Genomic DNA, 21225 nt, shown 5'->3' on the forward strand with positions numbered 1-21225 from the left:
AAAGAAAATAAATTACTGATAAAAATCGATAAAAGTGATTTAGAAATCGCCAAAAAGCACTTCATATCCCAAAATATGATCACAAGGTTTGCACGCCGAATCATCGGGTACATAATTTAAAAACCACCTTCTCTGGAGATGCTCCTGTGCACTTAAGCCCAAATGATGAACATCAATACCGCTACATAACCTTAAATAACGGGTTACGTGTACTGTTAGTTCAGGATCAAAATGCTCAAAAAGCAGCAGCCGCATTAGCCGTCAATGTGGGGCATTTTGATGACCCTGCAGACCGAGAGGGTTTGGCTCACTACTTAGAGCATATGCTATTTTTAGGAACTGAAAAGTATCCAAAGGTCGGAGAGTTCCAAAGTTTTATCAGCCAGCATGGCGGCAGCAACAATGCTTGGACAGGAACAGAGCACACCTGCTTCTTTTTTGATGTTGAATTGAATGCCTTTGAAACCGCACTCGATCGCTTCAGCCAATTTTTTACCGCTCCCCTGTTCAACGAAGAAGCGTTAGACAAAGAACGCCAAGCCGTTGATTCCGAATACAAGATGAAACTCAACGACGACTCACGACGCTTGTACCAAGTTACCAAAGAGCTGGTGAATCACAATCACCCATTCTCGAAGTTTTCTGTCGGTAATATCGATACGTTGGGCGACAGAAATGGCGAGACGATTCGACAAGAGATCTTGGCTTTCCACCAGCAACAATACTCTGCTGACTTAATGACGCTGACGCTTTCTGGCAATCAGGCATTAGATGAGATGCAAAGCTGGGTTGAGGATCGCTTTAGCTCGATCACCAATCACAACCTACAAGGCAAAAAGGTTGAAGTACCGATTGTTGGCGAGTTGAGTACAGGCGTACAAGTGCGTGTTGAGCCAATTAAAGAAGTACGCAAACTTATCTTAACCTTCCCTATGCCAAGCATGGACGAACACTACGGCGTTAAGCCATTGTCGTTCTTTGCCCACCTTTTAGGTTACGAAGGTGAAGGCAGTTTGATGATGCAACTCAAAGAGAAAGGCTGGATAACATCCCTCTCTGCAGGTGGTGGCGCGAGTGGCAGCAACTACCGTGATTTCACGGTTAGCTGCTCGTTGACCATTGAAGGTTTAACCAAAACCGATAACATCATCCAAGCGATATTTCAGTACATCAAGTTAGTCGAGCAACAAGGCATCCAGGAGTGGCGCTACCTAGAAAAACGCGCCGTTCTTGAGTCTGCTTTCCGCTTTCAAGAGCCAGCAAGACCGCTTGATGTCGTCAGCCACCTCGTTATCAACATGCAGCACTATCAAGAGCAAGACGTGGTGTATGGCGATTACAAGATGTCGCATTTCGATGACGAGTTACAGCGTTCTTTGCTGCCTTACTTAACCGTCGACAACATGCGAGCGACCATTGTTGCTCAGGGGTTCGAGTATGACAGGGAAGCGAAGTGGTACTTTACACCCTACTCGGTCACACCTTTTAGTGCTGAACAAGTTCAATGCTTTACGTGCATTAACCCCGGTTGGCAGTTTGAACTCCCAAGCAAAAACCCGTTTATTTGCTACGATCTAGACCCGACTGAACTCGAAGGTGACGCTAAGTTCCCACAACTGCTAGAAGATCTCGACGGCTTTAAGCTATGGCACCTGCAAGACCATCAATTTAGAGTGCCAAAAGGTGTGGTGTATGTTGCAATCGATAGCCCGCACTCAGTCGCTAGCCCAAGAAATATCGTTAAAACACGCTTGTGTGTAGAAATGTTCTTAGATTCGCTGGAAAAAGATACGTATCAGGCTGAAATCGCCGGAATGGGCTATAACATGTACACCCATCAGGGCGGGGTAACACTTACTCTGTCTGGGTTTAGCGAGAAGCAACCACAGCTGCTCAATATGATTCTTGAACGTTTCCAAGCACGCGACTTTAGTCCAACACGCTTCGAAACCATCAAGCATCAACTGATCAGAAACTGGAACAACGCGTCGCAAGATCGCCCTATTTCGCAGTTGTTTAATGCAATGACTGGGATACTTCAACCAAATAACCCGCCCTATTCCGTGTTAATTGAAGCGCTGGAAACGATAGAGGTCGATGAGCTCTCCTCTTTTGTTCAAGCAATCTTGGCGGAACTTCATGTTGAGATGTTTGTGTATGGCGACTGGAAAAAAGCCGATGCACACAAGATGGCTGAAACGCTAAAAGATGCACTGCGTGTTCAAGATCAGGCTTACGAAGAATCACTGCGTCCGCTCATCATGCTCGGTGAAAACGGCAGCTTCCAACGTGAAGTGGTGTGTAACCAAGATGATTCAGCAATTGTGGTTTATTACCAATGCCCTGATATTTCACCTAAAAATATCGCGCTGTATTCATTGGCAAACCATTTGATGTCGGCCACTTTCTTCCATGAGATACGAACCAAGCAGCAGCTAGGTTACATGGTCGGTACTGGCAATATGCCGCTCAACCGACACCCTGGAATTGTGTTATATGTGCAATCACCGAATGCAGCCCCTGCTGACTTGTTAGCCTCGATAGATGAGTTCCTCAATGCCTTTTACATGGTGCTGTTAGAGCTTAACGACTATCAATGGCACAGCAGTAAGCGCGGCCTATGGAATCAGATTTCGACACCAGATACGACTTTGCGAGGGCGTGCTCAGCGCTTATGGGTTGCGATAGGCAATAAGGATGTTGAGTTCAACCAAAGAGAGCGCGTATTAGAAGACCTTAAGGGGTTAACTCGCTCTGACATGATGCGTTTTGTGGTCAGTCAGCTAAAACCACGTACTGCAAATCGTTTGATTATGCATGCTCACGGTAATGCTCATAATGAGGAAGATAAGCTGTCAGCAGGTGTTGAAATTGGCTCTATTGATGAGTTTCAGTTACGCCCTAAAGACTGTGAGCTTGGCTGATAAAGCTGGAATGAAAATCATAATGTTGATGTGAAAGCATCAACCTTTTTTCTTGGATGAAGCACAAAATCAGATCTCCTATTACGCTCCTTCGTCGCTTTAGGAGATGACGGTAGTTTCGATTGAGATGTGTGTGACCACCTTTCTTATCAATTCAATAGCGTACTTTTTATCTCTCGATCGTCATTCCCGAAAAGGAAGAACGACCGAATCGGGAATCTCCCACACCAAGCCAACGCTACCAGACAGAACACATCCCTCTCCTCGTCATTCCCGAGAAGGAAGAATGACTGAGTCGGAAATCTCCCACACCAAGCCAAGACGGCCAGACAGAACACATCACTTCCCCGTCATTCCCGAGAAGGAGGAACGACTGAGTCGGGAATCTCACTCCTTTAGCATATCTCCATAAAAATAAAGCCCGCATCAATCGCTTGATACGGGCTTCTTAATCAATGAATTAGAGAGTTACTTGTAGAAAGACTCACCCAAACCAGCGCGTGTCAGTAGGCCATCACATGGCGCAAAACGGTCACCGTATTTCTTAGCGAAATCGTTCATCATCTCAACCAGTGACTTAATGCCGATTTGATCCATGTAGCGGAACGGACCACCGAGGAATGGCGGGAAACCGATACCGAAAATCGCACCAATATCGCCATCACGAGGGCTGCGGATAATGCCATCATCCAAACAACGAACCGCTTCGTTTAGCATAGGTAACACACAGCGCATCGCGATATCGTTATCGCTCAACTTAGGATCTGGTTGAAGCTTAAGCAGCTTGTAAACTGACTTATCGACTTCCTTCTTCTTGCCTTTGTAAGTGTAGAAACCTTTACCACTCTTACGGCCTTTACGGTTGTCATTCAACAGAATGTCGAACACATCAGGGCCTTGGAAACGATCGCCAAGCTCATTCACTAAAATCGGAATGATCTTCGCACCGATATCAACACCCACCTCATCTAATAAGGTGATAGGGCCAACCGGGAAACCGAAGTCCAATAACGTACTGTCGAGCTTTTCAATCGGCTCGTTCGCTAGCAGTAAATGCGCAGCTTCGTTCATGTACGGAGCAAGAATACGGTTCACGTAAAAACCAGCCGTGTCTTTGACAACAATCGGTGTTTTGCCTTGCTTCTTCGCTAATGCGACAACCGTAGAAATCGTCTCTTCAGAGGTTGTTTCATGGGGGATAACCTCAACCAGCGGCATTTTCTCTGCTGGGCTGAAGTAGTGAAGACCGACCACGTTTTCTGGTCTCTGCGCCTTCTCTGCAATCTTATGGATAGGCAATGAAGACGTATTCGTCGCGAAAATAGTCTCAGGCTTGGCATTGGCTTCAATGTCCGCAACCATTGATTGCTTAAGGTCGAGGTCTTCAAATACCGCTTCAATCACCACATCGGTGTGATTAAAGCTAGTAAAGTCGATACCACCAGAAAGCTGAAGCATCTTACTTTCAAGGTCTGCTCGGCTCAGAATGCGACGCTTACGCTGCTTATCGAACAACTTGAAGTTGTAGTTAAGCGCGTTCAGTACACCCTCATTTGATACGTCTTTAATGCGCACCGGCACTTTCGCCTTAGCAACGCTGACATGGCTGATACCTGCGCCCATAAGACCACCGCCCAGCACACCAACACGCTTAACCGCTTTTGGTTCTGCGTCTGCGCCGTGTTCTTTTTTCATTTCCGTGGTTGCAAAGAAAATCGAACGAAGGGCTTTAGACTCTGAAGTCATAACCAGTTCTGAGAAACGCTTCGCTTCATACTGAAGACCTTTGTCAAAGCCGTTCTCAAGGCCATAACGAATCACATCTAGAATCGCATCCGCTGCTGGGTAATTGCCGCGTGTTTTCTGATTAGTCTTCTTAGAAGCTTGTTCAAAAATCACTTTACGACCAAGGCCGTTACGTGAAATCAGCTTTTCTTTGGTCGACGCTTGGCTTTTCGATGCTAGACGCTTACCTTTTTTACTGCCCGTATTCTTTTCAACAAAGCTCTTAGCGACTTCAAGCAGGATAGTTTCAGGCACACAAGCATCCACAACACCAAGCGATTTCGCTTTCTTAGCGCGCAGTTGCTTGCCCGTAAGGATTAGGTCGAGCGATGGTAACAAACCGATAAGGCGAGGCAGACGCTGTGTACCGCCAGAGCCTGGTAACAAACCTAACTGTACTTCTGGCAGACCAAGACGAGTCTTATCTGAATCGGTACATACGCGGTAATCACACGCCAGTGCGAGCTCTAAACCGCCACCTAAACATGGACCGTGAATCGCTGCGACCACTGGGTACGGCAGTTCAGACAGAGTTTGGAACATCTCCTGCCCTTGGCGAGCCAGAGATTGCGCTTCGTCAGCCGTTTTACATGCATCAAGCATTCGTACATCAGCGCCAGCGATAAAATTATCTGGCTTTAGTGAATGAACGATTAAGCCCTTAACTCGGCTCTGCTTTTCTTTTAGCTGCTCAAAGATGGCTTTCATTTCTTCAGCAAAAGCCGCTTGCAGCGTGTTCATTTTCTCGTTTGGCACATCGATCGCTAACCAAGCAATATCTTGCTCGTCGATATTAAGAGAAAATGCTGCCACTTTCTTTTTGGTTGATTCAGTCGCAGAGGTTGAATCTGGTTGAGCGACTGTTTCTTTTTCTGTTGTTGCATCAAGAGTCGTAGACATTATTCTACCTCCAAGATCATTGCTGCACCTAAACCACCAGCCGCACAAGCTGTGTTCAGTGCCAAGCCGCCACCGCGACGTTTCAGTTCACGTAATGTTTGAGTCATCATGCGCGCGCCAGTCGCTGCAAACGGGTGTCCGTAAGCAATCGAGCTACCCAGCACGTTGAATTTCTCCATATCAATCTCACCGATCGCTTTATCGCGGCCAAGATTCTTCTGAGCAAACTCATCGCTCGCAAACATTTTAACGTTAGCCAAAACTTGGGCAGCGAATGCTTCGTGCATCTCGATCAGTGTTAAGTCTGACAACTCTAAACCGGTGTTCTTCAATACTTGAGAGGTCGCGTAAGTCGGGCCCATCAACATGTCCGTTTCAACGCCAATCGCTGAGAACGCATAACCACGAATATAACCAAGCACTTCTAAGCCTAGTTCTTTCGCTTTACCTTCGCGCATCAACATCACTGCCGCACCGCCATCAGTAAGCGGCGTAGCATTGGCTGCCGTTACACTGCCGTACTTTCTGTCAAAAGCAGGACGCAGCTTAGCGTAACCTTCAACCGTTGAGTCGTGGCGAATGTTGTTGTCTTCCGCTAGATACTTTTTGTAAGGCGCCGGGAATGCCGTCATCACTTCGTCTTTAATCTTGCCTTCTTTCCATGCCTGAGAAGCCAAAGAGTGAGAACGGTGAGCAAGTGCATCTTGAGCTTCTCGAGTAATACCATGCGTCTTAGCCATTTGCTCAGCCGTTTGTCCCATGGATAAACCGGTCGAGTATTCAGCAACTGCAGGTGGTACTGGCATCAAATCTTTTACGGAAAGCGTTTTAAGAATCTTCAGCTTTTGACCCATAGTTTTCGTTTTGCTCAGCGCTAATAGATTTGCCGCTAACTTTTTCGATACACCGATAGGCAATACAGAAGAAGAGTCCGCACCGCCCGCAATACCGACATCAATAGTGCCCGCCATAATGCTTTCGGTCACGTTGACTGCTGCTTGGAAACTGGTCGCACATGCTCGTGTCACACTGTAGGCATCGGTATTGATGTCCATGCCTGTGCCCAACACGATTTCACGCGCAATGTTCGGCGCTTCTGGCATTTGCACGACTTGGCCGAACACAACTTGTTCGATAAGCGCAGGATCGACATCCGTTCTTGCAAGCATTTCGCTCACAACCATTTTGCCTAGGTCAACCGCAGGCACTTGGCTAAATTCTGTGCTCTGACGAGCAAATGGGGTTCGTAATCCAGCGACAACGGCAACACGTTCTCCAGAACGCGTTTTGACTTCCTGTTTGCCCATGGTTTCTCCTTAAAGTTAAGAGGTCTGACCTGAAGCATTGTAAAGAAGTTGTTAATTAAATCAAACGAGCGTTTAAATAAACGTGATACGAGTATCTCACTGTTTGAAAATATAACTGCACATTCAGGCGAACCTTTTTGGGGGAAAGGTTGTCGTAAGAGACTAAACTATTGTAAGCCAAGACTGTTATCGCAATGTAGAGAATGGTTTTCTTGAGGCAAAAAAAAACCACACAAAGCTGTGTGGTCGGAATGTATATAAAGCAATTAACTTAGCGCCAATTGAAATAATCAGTTTCCTGATTAGGAGAAAGTAAAGTCAGCCTTCAAAAGGAAGTGTCGTCTTGCTCAACATGCTAGCCACGAATGACTAACTAGACGACAAGGTGTACTATAACGGGTTCGAGGCCTTAGATTTTGAAGTAGATCAATTTTAATGTGATTTTACGATTTCCTGCCGATCGTTAGCTCTAAAAATATAAAAACGAAGCACAACGTATAGAGGACAGCTATACGCAGAGCAATTATGGAGGCTCGTGTGTCAATAATAAAAATGTTTGGAAAGAAAACAGCCAAGCGTCCGGTCAACTCTGATATGGACAAACAAAGAAAATACGAAGCACTCGTGCGTGCCTATCATCGTGACCTCTTTCGCTATGCCTATTGGTTATGCAAAGACAAAAGCATTGCCGAAGACTTAGTTCAAGAAACTTGCCTTCGTGCATGGAAGTCACTCGATAGCCTTCAAGATGAAAAAGCCGCTAAATCTTGGCTGATTACCATCTTGAGACGCGAGAACGCTCGACGTTTTGAACGCAAACAGTTTGATCTGGTTGATATCGACGATCACGGTAACGATGCTAGTGTCAGTGATGACCCGCACCATCAGCATCAGTGGTTGCAAGCCCAGATAATGAAACTTGAAATTGATTACCGTGAACCTCTCTTCTTGCAAGTGATTGGTGGTTTTAGTGGTGATGAGATTGCCGATATTCTCAATCTCAACAAAAACACGGTGATGACACGTTTATTCAGAGCTCGAAATCAGTTGAAAGAGCTGTTGGATACAGAAGAGGCAGAGAGGGGGCAACATAATGGATGATTTGGAATTTCGTCGTCGTGTATTGTCGGAACCTAAACAACGTACACAAGATATTGTTGATGCGGCCGCGAATAGCGAAGCCAATAGTAATTTCTTAGACGATGTACTAGCGCTTGATAAGCAGATCCACTCAGCGATGAATGTGGATGTGCCAGATGATCTTGCTGATCGTATTCTGTTCAATCAGACCTCAAGCGAAGAAAGCAAAGTAGTAAGGCCTACGTTTGCGAGACGAGCAATGGCAATGGCTGCCTCGGTGGCGTTTGTTGCTGGTTTATTAGTTGGCCAAGTGAATTGGGGCAACGCATTCGTTTCACCAGCTCAAGCTAGTTTGGTTGATACAGCAATGAAGCACGTTGTTGATGAAAAAAGTTTTGTTAGTTCCATCGATGAACAGGTCACATCGCAGCAGATTAACGCAAAAATGAACCCATTTGCTTTTCAGTTTGATGATGCTTTCCCTTACCACGTCTATTACCTAAACCACTGTGGCTTTGGTAAATCCAACGCAGTACATATGGTCTTCCAAGGCGCAAAAGGTAAAGTAACCCTGTTTTTAACCGGTATTCCGACAGACAAACCTATCGACTTTGATGAAAAAGGCATGTCCGGCTCGGTAACACCCGTAGATGGCAGCAGCTTAATCCTTGTGGGGGAAAATGGTGAGGATGTTTCCAAAATCGCCGAAAAGCTGACAAAAATGATCAAACCAATGAGCTAATTCGCTCTTAAAGCCCCGTCACAAAAGGCCCAGCAATTATATTACTGATATTGCTGGGCTTTATTTATAAATAAACCGCAAAACCATTCACCCCACCAATACCTCTAGAGTTAAAACTCTAAAAAACAGCATTTCGCACCATTTTCGTGCCAGATAGGCGTCATTTCCATAATTTTCCACTCAAAATTCCCAATGGTCGGATTTGTATATCGTATACTTGCGAATAGGATCAGCCACCATTGAGCAATTGCTCAAATTAATCGCCCTGTAGAGGCGGATATATAAAGGAATAAATGAATGACTACCAACAACACGCGTCTGTTTAAAAAGTCTCTTTTAGCAGTAACAATTACACTGGCGTCTTCGCAAGCGATGGCAGCAGGTTTCCAACTTAACGCACAATCAGCAACCGGCCTTGGTCGTGCTTTTGCTGGTGATGCAGTAATCGCAGATAACGCGTCAGTAATGGCTCGTAACCCAGCGGCAATGGCACTGTTTGACAAAACTGAGCTATCTCTTGGTTTTGAAACAATTACTTCAATGATTGATGTCAAAGATGCTAATTATAACGGCAGTGATATCGCTGATGTTGATGATGTTGGTGATACATCTGTTGCTCCAAACATCCACCTTATTGTTCCAGTAAATGACAAGTTTGCTTGGGGCGTAAATGCTTATACCAACTTCGGAACAAAAACTGAATTTGCAGATGATTATGCCGCAGAAGTTTACGGCGGCCTAACAGACGTAATGAGCATCAACTTTGGTTTAGCAGGCTCTTACCGTTTGAATGAACAATGGAGCTTCGGTGCTGGTCTTGACTTAATTTACGGTGAAGGTACGATGAAGCGTTCGGCACCTGGTAGCCAAGGCTCAGTTTACTTGTTAAACGTTGACAAGGCAGACGGTTGGGCTGTCGGCTTCAACTTAGGAACAGTTTTCGAACTAGATGAGAACAACCGCTTTGGCTTAGCATATACATACAGCCCAGAATTTACAGCTGAAGACGACAAAGGTCAGGAAATCACTCTTCCATTACCAGATATGATTGAGTTCTCTGGCTACCATAAAATCGAAGACACCAAGTTTGCTGTTCACTACTCTGTACAGTGGATTGGTTGGGGTGACTTCGATCAAATCGACTTTAGAAACTTAGATTTAGCTACATCTCCAATAGGTGGAATAAATGGTAGCTATGACAAAGAATACGCTTGGCAAGATGGTTGGCACTACGCAATTGGTGGTACTTACTACCTAAACCGTGACTGGACATTGCGTGCAGGCTACATGTACGACACAAGCGCTCAAGATGATGTTACCTCTATCTCAGTCCCAGATTCTGATCGACAGTGGTTCTCTGCTGGTTTCACTTACCATATTGACACAGCATCTAACGTTGACTTCGGCTTCACATACCTGCTAGGTGATGACGTAAAAGTTGAAGAAAACTCAGCAGGGCCTTTGACAGCGACAACTCATGCTGATGCAGTATTATTTGGTCTACAATACAGCCGTAGCTTCTAATATAAGCTAGGTTATAAATCTCCAAAGGGTTGCATTACGCGACCCTTTTTCATTGCCTAAGCCACTGACACGCATCAATTTAAGCTTACAACTGTAGCCTGCAAGGCGAATATATGACTACAAGTGTACGCTCAAATCTCGCAACACAGCCGAAACATTTAGATTATTTCTCTAATAATTAAACACATTTACTCATTAAATCCCTAAAACACTGTTTTATTCGAATTTCATTTTTAAAGTAATGACTCTAAAAGTAGAATCACGCCACTAAATACTTATGATTCAGCGAACATAATAATGAAAATGAATAAGACTCTTCTATCTGCTGCAGTGGCAGTTGGACTACTTTCGACTTCTACCGTAACTCAAGCGGCAGGTTTTCAACTAGCAGAATACTCAGCAACAGGCCTAGGTCGTGCATACGCTGGTGAAGCAGCAATGGCTGACGGTGCAGACGCACAATGGCGTAACCCCGCAATGCTGACTTACCTAGAGGGCACTCAAGTTTCTGTTGGCGCGATCTATGTTGACCCGAACATTGATATCGATGGGACCTCTGGCGGAAATACTCCAGCAAGTAGCAAAGATTTCGCCCACAGTGCTGTGATTCCTAACTTTTACGTATCTCACAAGTATTCAGAAAAGTTAGCAATCGGATTTGCTGCAGGCACCAACTACGGCATGGAAACCGACCTAGGTACTGACTTTGCTGGTGCAAACCACGGCAATGAAGCAAGTGTAATCAGCATGGAACTCAACTTAAATGCTGCTTACCAAGTATTAGACAACGTTTCTGTTGGTGGTGGTGTTCGTTACGTGATGGCTGAAGGTAGCTTCGGCGCAACAGCTACAGGGACTTTACCAGTAGGCACGACGCTGAAGTACATGGAAGGTGACGACACTGCGTGGGGATGGCAAGTTGGCACCGCATGGCAGATCAATGAAAATAACCGTTTAGGCTTTGCCTACAAATCTGAAATCGACTTAACTCTTGAAGGTCATGCTAAAGGCTTTGCTTTCAACATGGCAAACCCAAATGCGCACAAACCTGGTTCTATGGATCTAGCTTTGCCAGCGACAGCCGAGATCGCTTCTTTCCATCAACTAACAGACAAAGTTGCCGTTCACGCTAGTATCAACTGGACAGACTGGAGTAGCTTCGAAAAATTAGTTGCAGACTTCCCAGGTGAACAGTCAGACACAATAAAGATGGAAAACTGGGAAGACAACTACCGTTTCGCGATCGGTACTACCTACCAAATGACACCTAAACTGGCTCTACGTTCTGGTATTGCATACGATACTTCAGCAGTAAGCGAAGAGCACCGTACTGCGACGATTCCAGAAACAGACCGTACTTGGTTAAGTATTGGTGCTGGCTACCAATGGTCTGAGCAACTAACCTTAGACGCTGGTTTCACTTACATTCTAGCGAAAGACGCTAAGATGCACGAAACTGATCCAGGCTTTGGTGGCGCTGATATGTTTGGTGGCAGCTTCGAAGGTGAAGTAACAGGCAGCATATGGCTAGTTGGTGTACAAGCTAACTACCGCTTCTAATCTGTCTTAATTAACCTAAGCAGCAAACATTAAAAAGGCTCGATGTTGTTTTCAACATCGAGCCTTTCTTTTATCGATAGTTTAAATCTTGTTTCTAGTAATCTTCTAGATAACCATCGATGAAGTCTTCTTCTTCAAGGTCGACCTCTTCAGGTTCTATCTCGGCTTTGAAATCACGACGTTGAATGTAAACATCACGCGTTAATGCATATGGATCAGGAGAGTTATCCAACAACGCTTCTTGCGACACTAACTGAGCACGTGTTTCCATACCCTCAAATGCCCACTTGCCTAAGCTTGCCCAGAAGTTCAAGAAAGACAGAGGCACATACATACCATCAACGGTTTCAGTTACTTCACGCGTTGTTAGTGGACCATAACCCGGAACCATGAAGTACGGACCATTCCCTACCCCGTAATGGCCAATCGCATCAGAGAAAGACTTATCATCGTACTTGGTGATCCCAGCTTCGCTAGCAATATCGATTAAGCCTAACAAGCCAATCGTTGAGTTAATCCAAAAACGATTGAAATGGTCGAGTGCTTTTTCACCATTGCCCATAATAAGGTTATTCACCATGCTTGATGGTTCGTCTAAGTTGGCTAGAAAATTGGAGATACCAGAACGCACTGGCACAGGGGTGTAGTCAACATAAGCGAGGGAAACAGGGCGAACTAAGTAAGGATCTAGATATTCGTAGTTGATATCCCACATCGCTCGGTTGAAGCCTTCAAAAGGATCATTCGGGTGGGGCTCTTCGACGTATTCAGAGGTTTCGAGGTTATCATCGTTAACACTTTCGTCCGGTGCACTTGAACACCCAACAGTTAAGCTTGCGATAAAAAGTAAACTCGAGAGTCTTAAAACACTGACAGACATATCACCTTTTCCATAAGGAATTCAAATAATAAAAAAGGCCAGCAATCGCTGGCCTCAATTGTTTGGCTAAGTCTATACCGTTTATCTGCAAATCGGAATAGCTAACACCTATGCAAAGTGATGATTAATATTGCTTATTGATATCAATGGTAACTGGAGCGCCCAATTCAACCACTTCACTTTCACCGTACCAATCACCTTCGCGAGTTGAAACGTTGCCATCAGTATCAAGCCTAGCTCTAACCATCAGAGTTTCAAGGCTAGACAGCTCTTGTCCTTCCAGCATGCTGTTGCCGTCATCTAGCACAACAGTACGAGGGAAGGTACCTAGTGGGTAACGAGCGGCTGCAATAGGCATTGGAGAACCGTCGGCTCTGTGCACTGACACAATTAACACTGAGTTAGGGTCAGCGTTAACGTCAGCAGATAGATCGAGCGTTACAGCAACAGTCTTGCCTTGGTCGACACCCATAGTGTCGCCCATTTTCTTCTGAGCACTTTCAATACTGCGCGAAAGCATTTCATAGCGACTGTCTTGTGGACCAATCATCTGCTGCATGATACTCCAGTACTTCACAGCACCCGGGTAGTCTTGACGTTCAAACGCGTCGAACGCTAGCAGTGAGAACACACGAAGGTCGACGTAATCGTTTTGAATCAAACGGCTCAAAATCAAACGAGCTTGGTTTTGATCAGCTTCATCAGGTGAAAGCATCAGAGCTTGTGCGAAACCTAACTGAACATCTTCATTCTTAGGTTCAAGTTTGTAAGCTCGTTCCATAGAATCTTTTGCTGTTTCAGCGTCGCGGTTAGCCAGTGCAATACGACCGAGTAGCAACCAACCTGTTGAATCTTTCGGCTGGTAATGCAGACGAGTACGAAGCGCTAGAGTCAAATCTTCCAATTCATCATCCGTTAGTGCTCCACCTTCCGATGACATTAGCTTTTTAGATAATTCAGGAAGGTTCGAGCTCACTTCTTGCCAGTGTTGAACTTTGTCCAATGCACCGAACTTAAAGTACATACCATAAGTCACAACGACGACAAGAATGATCGACGGTACAACCACACCAAGCGTAGAGATTTGAGTCTTCTTCATCTCTTCTTGTGCAGGAACATCATCAAGCAGAGACTGTTTCAAATCAGCGATCAGTTCTTGTTGGTTATCGACAAGACCTTCCTCTGCTTCTACTTCTAACTCTACGAGACGATCTTTATAGAATGCTTTGTTCAACTCGTCGCGAAGCATTTCGTCATTGTTTGCCTTCTTGTTAATAAAAGGCAGAACAATCAAGAAAATTGCCGCTAGCGAAAGGATAATGGTAGAAATCCAAAATAGAGTCATTACTTCTTATCTCCGTCGTTCTCTTCATCGAGTAACGCTTTTAAGCGAGCTTCTTTGTCTGCATCCCAGTCTTTATCTGACTCTACTGCTACTTGTGATTTTGACTTTCTGCTTCGTAAAATAATCAAACCAAATCCAAACACAACAACCGCAAACGGTCCAATCCAAAGGATCGATGTTGCTAGTGTCAGTGGTGGATTGTAAGTCACAAAGTTACCGTAGCGAGCAATCATGTAATCAATGATATCTTGCTTCGACTTGCCGTCTTTTGTCATCTCGTACACTTTTTGGCGTAAGTCGACCGCTAGCTCAGCGTTCGAATCACCAATCGTGTTGTTCTGACATTTAGGGCAACGTAGTGTATTGCTTAGCTCTTTGAACTGCTGCTCTTGATCTACGGTATCAAATTCATGAAATTCGATAGGTGCAGCCGAAACCGCCGCTGAAATTGCGAACGTAGCGAATAGAGTAATCAGTGCCTTTCTAATCATTTCGATTCCTCCAACAACTCTTGATACATCGGCTCAAGCGTCGATGCCCAGTTGGTTGGGTTCACGTCACCAACATGGCGGTAGCGAACTACGCCGTTAGCATCGATTAGGAAAGTTTCAGGCGCGCCATACACGCCAAGGTCAAGACCTAGCATGCCATTACCATCAAACAGGCTAATTAGGTACGGGTTACCCAACTCTTTTAACCAACCAACCGCTTTGTTGCGATCATCTTTGTAGTTAAGACCAATGATCTTAACGCCTTGATCCGCAAGCTTGTTCAGGTAAGAGTGCTCTGCATAACAAGTAGGACACCAAGTCGCCCACACGTTAAGAAGCAATGGCTCACCTTTAAAGATTGCTTGGTCATGAAACTTACCTGGTTGTTCTAAGTCTTCTAGACCGAACTCAGGAACAGGCTTACCAATCAATACAGATTCAAGCTTGGTCGGGTCATCGCCCGACTGGTTGCGCATTAATTGCGTTGCAAAGATTCCAGCTAGAACCATGAACGCAATCAATGGAATGAATAAAATCTTCTTGTTCATTCTAGTTAAGCCTCCTGCTCTTCAGCCGACTTTTTGGTTGGCTTACGGAAACGGTAACGACGGTCACTGATTGCAATAGCACCACCAATCGACATGATCAAAGAACCAGCCCAGATCCAACGTACAAACGGTTTGTAGTAGATACGTACGGCCCAAGACTTGTTGTCGTCCAAACGCTCACCCATTGCGATGTATAGGTCACGTGTTACGCCACGGTCAATCGCTGCTTCTGTCATCATAGACTTAGCTGTGGTGTAGAAACGTTTTTCAGCGTGAAGCGTGTTGATGTATTTGCCTTCTTTAGTAATTTCAAAGTCAGCAATGTAACCATCGTAGTTAGGACCATCTTTGTCACGAACCCCTGTAAACAAGAAGCTGTATTCTTCAAGCTGGTAGCTTTCACCAGGTGCCAGACGAACATCGCGTTCGATGCTGTAGTTTTGCACCATCGCGATACCAATCACTGTCACAGCTAAACCTATGTGACCACACACCATCGCCCAGTGACTACGAGGCAACTTAGTTAGACCTTTCATAAACGTATGACGGTGAGTCGCACGCTCATGCAGTTCAAAGCCGTGCATGAAGATGATCCAGAATGCCATTACCCAGCCAGCAAACGCAGTACCACTGAAGCGGTCAGCCAATAGAGCAACCATTAGCGCACTCAAACCCAATGAGAATGCACCTGAAATCAGCATTGGTTTAACAAGCTTAGACAGGTTGTCACGTTTCCAGCGGATCAGAGGACCGATACCAAGCAAGAACGAGAACGGAATCATTAACCAGAAGAACAGCATGTCAAAGAATGGAGCACCGATAGATACCGATCCCAAGCCTAACTGTTTGTGAACTAGTGGTAATAACGTACCTACTAACACAACCACTAGGGCTGCAATCAATAAGATGTTGTTGCCAAGCAGTGCGTTTTCACGAGAAACCAGATCGAAGTTACCACGAACACGAACCGATGCGCCTTTAACAGCGAACAACAGCAGCGAACCACCGATAACAAACACTAGGAAACCTAGAATAAACATACCGCGAGCAGGATCTGACGCAAATGCGTGAACCGATACCAAGATGCCCGAACGAACTAAGAATGTACCTAGTAAGCTTAGCGAGAATGCAGAGATAGCCAGCAATACTGTCCAAGCTTTAAATGTGCCACGCTTTTCGGTTACCGCTAGTGAGTGCATTAGTGCAGTACCAGCCAACCAAGGCATGAATGAAGCGTTTTCTACTGGATCCCAGAACCACCAGCCACCCCAGCCAAGTTCGTAGTAAGCCCACCAAGAGCCTAGTGCGATACCTACTGTTAGGAATAACCAAGCTGCGATTGTCCAAGGACGAGACCAACGAGCCCATGCCGTATCAAGACGACCACTCATTAGAGAAGCGATTGCGAAAGAGAACGCAACAGAGAAACCTACATAACCCATGTAAAGCATTGGCGGGTGAATAATCAAACCCGGGTCTTGCAGTAGTGGGTTCAAGTCACGGCCATCTACAGGGAAGAAAGGCAATGTACGTAGGAACGGGTTAGACGTTACGATAATGAATAGCAAGAAGCCGACCGTAATCAAACCCATGATAGCCAGTACGCGAGCCACAGACTCTTGAGGCATACCACGGCTAAACGTCGCTACAGCAACCGTCCAACCCGCTTGAATAAGAACCCAAAGCAGTAATGAACCTTCGTGAGCGCCCCAAACCGCCGTAATTCGGTAGTACCAAGGCAGTTGGCTATTCGAGTTACTTGCTACGTATTGAATCGTAAAATCATTTGTGTAGAACGCGTAACACAGGATAAAGAACGAAATCGCTAAGAATCCGAACATACCCCACGACAACGGTCGTGCGCTGTTCATCAGTAATGTGTTATTTCGAGCGGCTCCATACAATGGGAGCACGCTCAGCAGCAATGCAAGTCCCAAGGACAGGATCATCGCAAAATGGCCGATCTCGGCTATCATTGAGCATTTCCTTCTTTTTGTTCAGTCGTGTATTGCAAAGGCTCATGGGTTTTCTTCATTGCTTCCGCAACTTCAGAAGGCATGTACTCTTCATCGTGCTTCGCCAACACCTCAAACGCTTCGATTGTCGTTGCATTTTTAAGAACACCCTGAGCGACAATACCTTGGCCTTCGCGGAAAAGATCAGGAAGGATGCCATCGTATAGAATTGTTACTTTAGGGCCTACATCTTGCAAATCAAAGCTTACACGTAGTGATTCATTGTCACGGCTTACAGAGCCGACTACGACCATGCCACCAATACGTAGGCGTTGACCAACTTCAGGTTTCTTACCATCTTTGCCGTTGACCAGCTCAGTTGGTGTGTAGAACAGATCCATGTTCTGGTTAAGTGCGTAAACCATCAATCCAACAGTCGCACTGATACCAAAAAAGATCGCTAAGACAATGCCCAGCCTCTTTTTACGTCTTGGGTTCATAGAGTGTTCTCCATATTTTTTGCTGCATCGATACGAGCTTGACGATCAATCTTAGCTTGTACTTCATTTAGTAATTGCTTACCACGACGAACGCTTACGACCAGTAAAATGATCATCGCGAGGAATGTGATTCCAAATGCACTCCATACATACGAGGCATAGCCTCCCATGGCAAAGAAATCACTCAAAGATTCAAAATACATAATTACCTACCCTACTACGCTTTTTCAGCCGCAAGCTTGCGAACCCATGGACGGTGACTTTCTTTACTGATGATTTCGTTACGGAAACGAACCATAGTCACAGCACCAAAGAAAAAGGCGAAGCCGAAGATGTTAAGAAGAAGCGGCCATAACATGTCACTTGAAATAGAAGGCTTGTCGAACTTAGTGATCGTCGCGCCTTGGTGAAGTGTGTTCCACCACTCTACTGAAAAGTGAATGATAGGTAGGTTGATGACACCAACGATAGCCAAAATGCCTGCCGCTTTCGCTGCTGTTTTTTGGTCGTCAAAAGCGTGGTGTAGTGCAATCACACCCAAGTATAGGAATAGAAGAATCAGCTCTGAGGTTAAACGCGCATCCCAAACCCACCAAGCGCCCCACATTGGTTTGCCCCAAACCGCACCGGTTAGCAGTGCAATGAAGGTAAATACAGCACCAATCGGTGCCATCGCTAGTGCGGCCATATCTGATAGCCTTACCTGCCATACCAAACCGATAAAGGCAGCAATCGCCATCGACATGTATACGCCCATCGACCAAATTGCAGACGGAACATGGATGTAGATGATACGGAAGCTATCGCCTTGTTGGTAATCAGAAGGCGCAAATGCAAGCCCCCACACGGTACCGACGGATAGACACAATAGCGCTAGGATCGAAAACCATGGCAAAAGTTTACCAGCTAGCTGATAAGAGGTTTCTGCTTTGGCATAGGGATGGAGCCATTTCCACATGTTGTAATCTCACTCTTACTTCATATTGCTTACAGCTGTTAAAGCTATAATTATAATAATTTTATTTGTCTTGCTTTCAGTTTTACTGACTCTATGAGTCCAATCGACACATTTGGTTCACATTGGCTATACGATAACGGAACCCCAATCAGTTCACACTCACTCTCAGTGCGGCACTGATCGCAAAAGGCGTCATAGTCATCGCACCCATTAACATTGCCCCAAGCACCGCCAATTGGCCGTTGTACGCAACGCCCAAAGCCGCAGCGTCAATCGCTGACGTCGCGAAAATCAAAATGGGGATGTAAAGCGGCAAGATTAACAGGCTTAACAGGACTCCGCCCTTCTGTAACCCAACGGTTAACGCAACACCAATCGCACCAATAAAACTCAATGCGGGTGTTCCTACCAGCAAGGTCAACACAACTGAGAGCCATGTATCAAAATCTAAAGACAACAAAACAGCCAATAATGGGCTGATTAAAATCAATGGTAACCCGGTCAACAACCAGTGTGCTATGACCTTGGACAATACTACCAACTGCAACGGGATGGGCATCAGCATCATCTGCTCAAGGGCGCCATCTTGAAAATCATCGCGGAAAAGACGCTCTAAAGAGAGCAATGCAGAGAGCAAAGCGGCCACCCAAACTATACCCGCAGCAATACGCGCAAGTAGGTTCGGCTCGGGGCCGATGCTCAAAGGGAATAGAGTTATAACAATGATGAAGAACCACAAAGGGTTAAAGATATCCGCTTGACGTCGAAACGCGATAAGCAGTTCGCGTCGGATAATCGTGGTCATTGAAGAGATCATATTACTCACCCAACTTTATTTTTCTTAGTTTCGGGCTATCAGCAAACATATCTTGGTGTGTGGTTAACAACACAATGCCACCGTTGTCTGCATGCTGAGAAAAAAGAGATTCGAGAACTTTCACGCCCTGCTTATCAATGGCAGTCAGCGGCTCATCAAGAATCCACAACATTTGCTTGCTCAACCAAAGGCGAGCCAACGCAACTCGGCGCTGTTGGCCTGCTGAAAGTTGCCCCGCAGGTACGTCTTCTCTGCCCGCAAGCCCGACTTGAGCCAGCGCGTGATAAAGCTCTTCTTTGCTGGTACCGCCACTGTGAATCGACTGATAAAAGCTCAGATTCTCATAAGCACTAAGCTCGCGCTTTACACCTGTTTGATGACCAAGAAAAAGTAAATTTTGATGATACACGTCTCGACTCGATTCAATAGACTCACCGTCCCAGGAGATAGTACCGTCATCGCGATCGCCTAAGCCAGTAATAATCCTAAGGAGTGTCGTTTTCCCAGTACCGTTACGACCTTCAACCTGAACCAGTTCACCTGGTTTCAATTGAAAAGACAACGATTCAAACAGAACCCTGTCGTCACGAATAGCAGTTAAATTTGAGACTTCTAGCATAGGTAAATTTAGTCGAGTAATGAGAGCGCTATAGTAGCACACCAACATGGTGACAAAACAGGACTAGGCGTTTTCGATAGAACAAAGTCGGTAAGAAACTGTTACCACCGCATCACAATTTACACATTTTCATCAACAAACAAGATATTGTCGTAGATACAAGCACTTATAAACATCGTTCTATATAGTTCGAGTAGACATAAAAAAAGAAGCCGAAGCTTCTTTTAAGAGGAATACGTAATAAACATCAATTGCTCAATACGAATTAAGCGCTCAATTTAACGACGTCGAGGCGGGTCTCTGCGATCGCGAGAGGCATCGGGTTGATCATCGTACGAGGAAGGATTACTTCTTAACGAAGGGATTTTTTCCTTACCCGCGAGCTTATTCTGTAGAGACATCATCAGCTCAGCTTCCGCTTTAGGTAATTCACACTCTTCGATCAGTTCGTTTATCCCGGCACCAAGCTGAACCATTTTTGTTGCACGCGTGTACAAGCGTCCATCGGTGTCAGCATGTTCCAACTCAACAATGCGTTCATTCAAGTGCTTGATCAGATCTTGTTGTTCCGTCACTTTCTGGCCAAGGCCAACCACAACAGAGCGAACCTCAAGTAATTGCTTACTCGATTTTTGAAGCTCTTTGTCGATGTTACGAACTTGCAGGCGTGACTGATCGAGCTGCTTTTGAATCGCACGTTTTACTTTGCTAATCAAAATCACGATGAATAACGTAAAAACCCCAACGCCTGATATCAGGGCAACAGGGCTTAAAGGAAGCGCTTCAAACATTACAGGTGAGCCATCTCATCCCATTCGTCTTCGCTTAGTAGTTTGTTTAGATCTACTAAGATAAGCAGCTTGCCATCTCGGTTACTTACACCTTGGATGAACTTAGCACTTTCATCAGTACCAACACTTGGCGTTGTGTCGATTTCAGAAGAACGTAGGTAAACCACTTCAGCAACGCTATCTACTAGAATACCAATTACTTGACGCTCAGATTCAATAACGATGATACGAGTGTTGTCTGTGATTTCACCTTGCATCAAACCAAAGCGAGAACGAGTGTCGATAACAGTAACAACGTTACCACGTAGGTTAATAATACCTAGAACGTAATCTGGAGCACCCGGTACTGGAGCAATTTCGCTGTAACGCAGTACTTCACGTACTTGCATTACGTTGATGCCGTAAGTTTCTTCTTCTAGCTGGAAAGTCACCCATTGAAGTACTTCATCATTCGTTTGCTCTTTTCTTACTTCAACTTCACTCATATGAGACATAGATA

Annotated in this window: 19 protein-coding genes; 5 read left to right on the forward strand and 14 right to left on the reverse strand. The window is 45.3% G+C overall.

Going from position 1 to position 21225, the window contains the following annotated elements:
- Positions 1-146: 146 nt before the first annotated feature.
- A complete protein-coding gene (locus AB6E85_RS03430; protein ID WP_372141456.1) occupies positions 147-2924 on the forward strand; it encodes an insulinase family protein in 2778 nt (925 codons plus the stop codon).
- A 468-nt stretch (positions 2925-3392) separates the two neighbouring features.
- Here AB6E85_RS03430 and fadJ read toward each other — a convergent pair whose 3' ends face one another.
- Positions 3393-5609 carry a fatty acid oxidation complex subunit alpha FadJ gene (fadJ, locus tag AB6E85_RS03435; protein WP_372141458.1) on the reverse strand — a complete coding sequence of 739 codons (2217 nt, stop codon included), beginning with the start codon at positions 5607-5609 and terminating at the stop codon, positions 3393-3395.
- Positions 5609-6916, reverse strand: coding sequence for an acetyl-CoA C-acyltransferase FadI (fadI, locus tag AB6E85_RS03440; protein ID WP_048607862.1), 1308 nt, complete (start codon positions 6914-6916; stop codon positions 5609-5611). Before fadI ends, fadJ begins: the two co-directional genes overlap by 1 nt.
- Positions 6917-7468: 552 nt before the next feature.
- On the opposite strand from fadI, the gene AB6E85_RS03445 reads away from it, so the two are divergent.
- The 4 genes from AB6E85_RS03445 to AB6E85_RS03460 all read left to right on the forward strand — a co-directional run bounded on the left by AB6E85_RS03445 (position 7469) and on the right by AB6E85_RS03460 (position 11822).
- Positions 7469-8017: a sigma-70 family RNA polymerase sigma factor gene (locus AB6E85_RS03445; protein WP_372141547.1), complete on the forward strand. Its 549-nt coding sequence runs from the start codon at positions 7469-7471 to the stop codon at positions 8015-8017.
- Positions 8010-8738 carry a DUF3379 domain-containing protein gene (locus tag AB6E85_RS03450; protein WP_048616070.1) on the forward strand — a complete coding sequence of 243 codons (729 nt, stop codon included), beginning with the start codon at positions 8010-8012 and terminating at the stop codon, positions 8736-8738. Before AB6E85_RS03445 ends, AB6E85_RS03450 begins: the two co-directional genes overlap by 8 nt.
- A gap of 297 nt (positions 8739-9035) precedes the next feature.
- Positions 9036-10262 (forward strand): outer membrane protein transport protein, encoded by a 1227-nt coding sequence (locus tag AB6E85_RS03455; RefSeq protein WP_372141460.1) that lies wholly within the window; start codon positions 9036-9038, stop codon positions 10260-10262.
- 297 nt (positions 10263-10559) lie between these two features.
- Positions 10560-11822 (forward strand): outer membrane protein transport protein, encoded by a 1263-nt coding sequence (locus AB6E85_RS03460; protein WP_372141462.1) that lies wholly within the window; start codon positions 10560-10562, stop codon positions 11820-11822.
- 94 nt (positions 11823-11916) lie between these two features.
- Here the strand turns inward: AB6E85_RS03460 and AB6E85_RS03465 are convergent, their stop codons facing one another.
- The 12 genes from AB6E85_RS03465 to AB6E85_RS03520 form a co-directional block, all read right to left on the reverse strand.
- On the reverse strand, positions 11917-12702 hold the full coding sequence (locus AB6E85_RS03465) for a VacJ family lipoprotein (RefSeq protein WP_372141464.1): 786 nt from the start codon (positions 12700-12702) through the stop codon (positions 11917-11919).
- A 124-nt stretch (positions 12703-12826) separates the two neighbouring features.
- Complete coding sequence (ccmI, locus tag AB6E85_RS03470; protein ID WP_050621064.1) at positions 12827-14047, reverse strand: c-type cytochrome biogenesis protein CcmI; 1221 nt, start codon at positions 14045-14047, stop codon at positions 12827-12829.
- On the reverse strand, positions 14047-14538 hold the full coding sequence (locus AB6E85_RS03475) for a cytochrome c-type biogenesis protein (protein ID WP_372141466.1): 492 nt from the start codon (positions 14536-14538) through the stop codon (positions 14047-14049). The genes ccmI and AB6E85_RS03475 overlap by 1 nt, the downstream gene beginning before the upstream one ends.
- Positions 14535-15086 carry a DsbE family thiol:disulfide interchange protein gene (locus AB6E85_RS03480; RefSeq protein ID WP_017060653.1) on the reverse strand — a complete coding sequence of 184 codons (552 nt, stop codon included), beginning with the start codon at positions 15084-15086 and terminating at the stop codon, positions 14535-14537. Before AB6E85_RS03480 ends, AB6E85_RS03475 begins: the two co-directional genes overlap by 4 nt.
- A 5-nt stretch (positions 15087-15091) precedes the next feature.
- Positions 15092-17062: a heme lyase CcmF/NrfE family subunit gene (locus tag AB6E85_RS03485; protein WP_048661502.1), complete on the reverse strand. Its 1971-nt coding sequence runs from the start codon at positions 17060-17062 to the stop codon at positions 15092-15094.
- Positions 17059-17541, reverse strand: coding sequence for a cytochrome c maturation protein CcmE (ccmE, locus tag AB6E85_RS03490; RefSeq protein WP_017064106.1), 483 nt, complete (start codon positions 17539-17541; stop codon positions 17059-17061). Before ccmE ends, AB6E85_RS03485 begins: the two co-directional genes overlap by 4 nt.
- Positions 17538-17744, reverse strand: a complete 207-nt coding sequence (gene ccmD, locus AB6E85_RS03495) for a heme exporter protein CcmD (protein ID WP_009848525.1) — start codon at positions 17742-17744, stop codon at positions 17538-17540. The genes ccmE and ccmD overlap by 4 nt, the downstream gene beginning before the upstream one ends.
- A gap of 14 nt (positions 17745-17758) precedes the next feature.
- Entirely contained in the window at positions 17759-18499 is a 741-nt protein-coding gene (locus AB6E85_RS03500) for a heme ABC transporter permease (RefSeq protein WP_017064107.1), read from the reverse strand.
- A gap of 148 nt (positions 18500-18647) precedes the next feature.
- Positions 18648-19316, reverse strand: coding sequence for a heme exporter protein CcmB (gene ccmB, locus AB6E85_RS03505; protein WP_017060658.1), 669 nt, complete (start codon positions 19314-19316; stop codon positions 18648-18650).
- A 1-nt stretch (position 19317) separates the two neighbouring features.
- Positions 19318-19935, reverse strand: coding sequence for a cytochrome c biogenesis heme-transporting ATPase CcmA (ccmA, locus tag AB6E85_RS03510; protein ID WP_048607846.1), 618 nt, complete (start codon positions 19933-19935; stop codon positions 19318-19320).
- Between the two features lie 278 nt (positions 19936-20213).
- Positions 20214-20726, reverse strand: a complete 513-nt coding sequence (locus tag AB6E85_RS03515) for a DUF2802 domain-containing protein (protein WP_372141469.1) — start codon at positions 20724-20726, stop codon at positions 20214-20216.
- The gene (locus AB6E85_RS03520; RefSeq protein WP_017064109.1) at positions 20726-21220 is read right to left on the reverse strand and encodes a chemotaxis protein CheW; all 495 of its coding nucleotides are present in this window, start codon (positions 21218-21220) and stop codon (positions 20726-20728) included. Before AB6E85_RS03520 ends, AB6E85_RS03515 begins: the two co-directional genes overlap by 1 nt.
- Between the last annotated feature and the right edge of the window lie 5 nt (positions 21221-21225).

It is taken from the genome of Vibrio sp. 10N.247.311.51, from assembly GCF_041467855.1.
Lineage (GTDB): Bacteria > Pseudomonadota > Gammaproteobacteria > Enterobacterales > Vibrionaceae > Vibrio > Vibrio coralliirubri.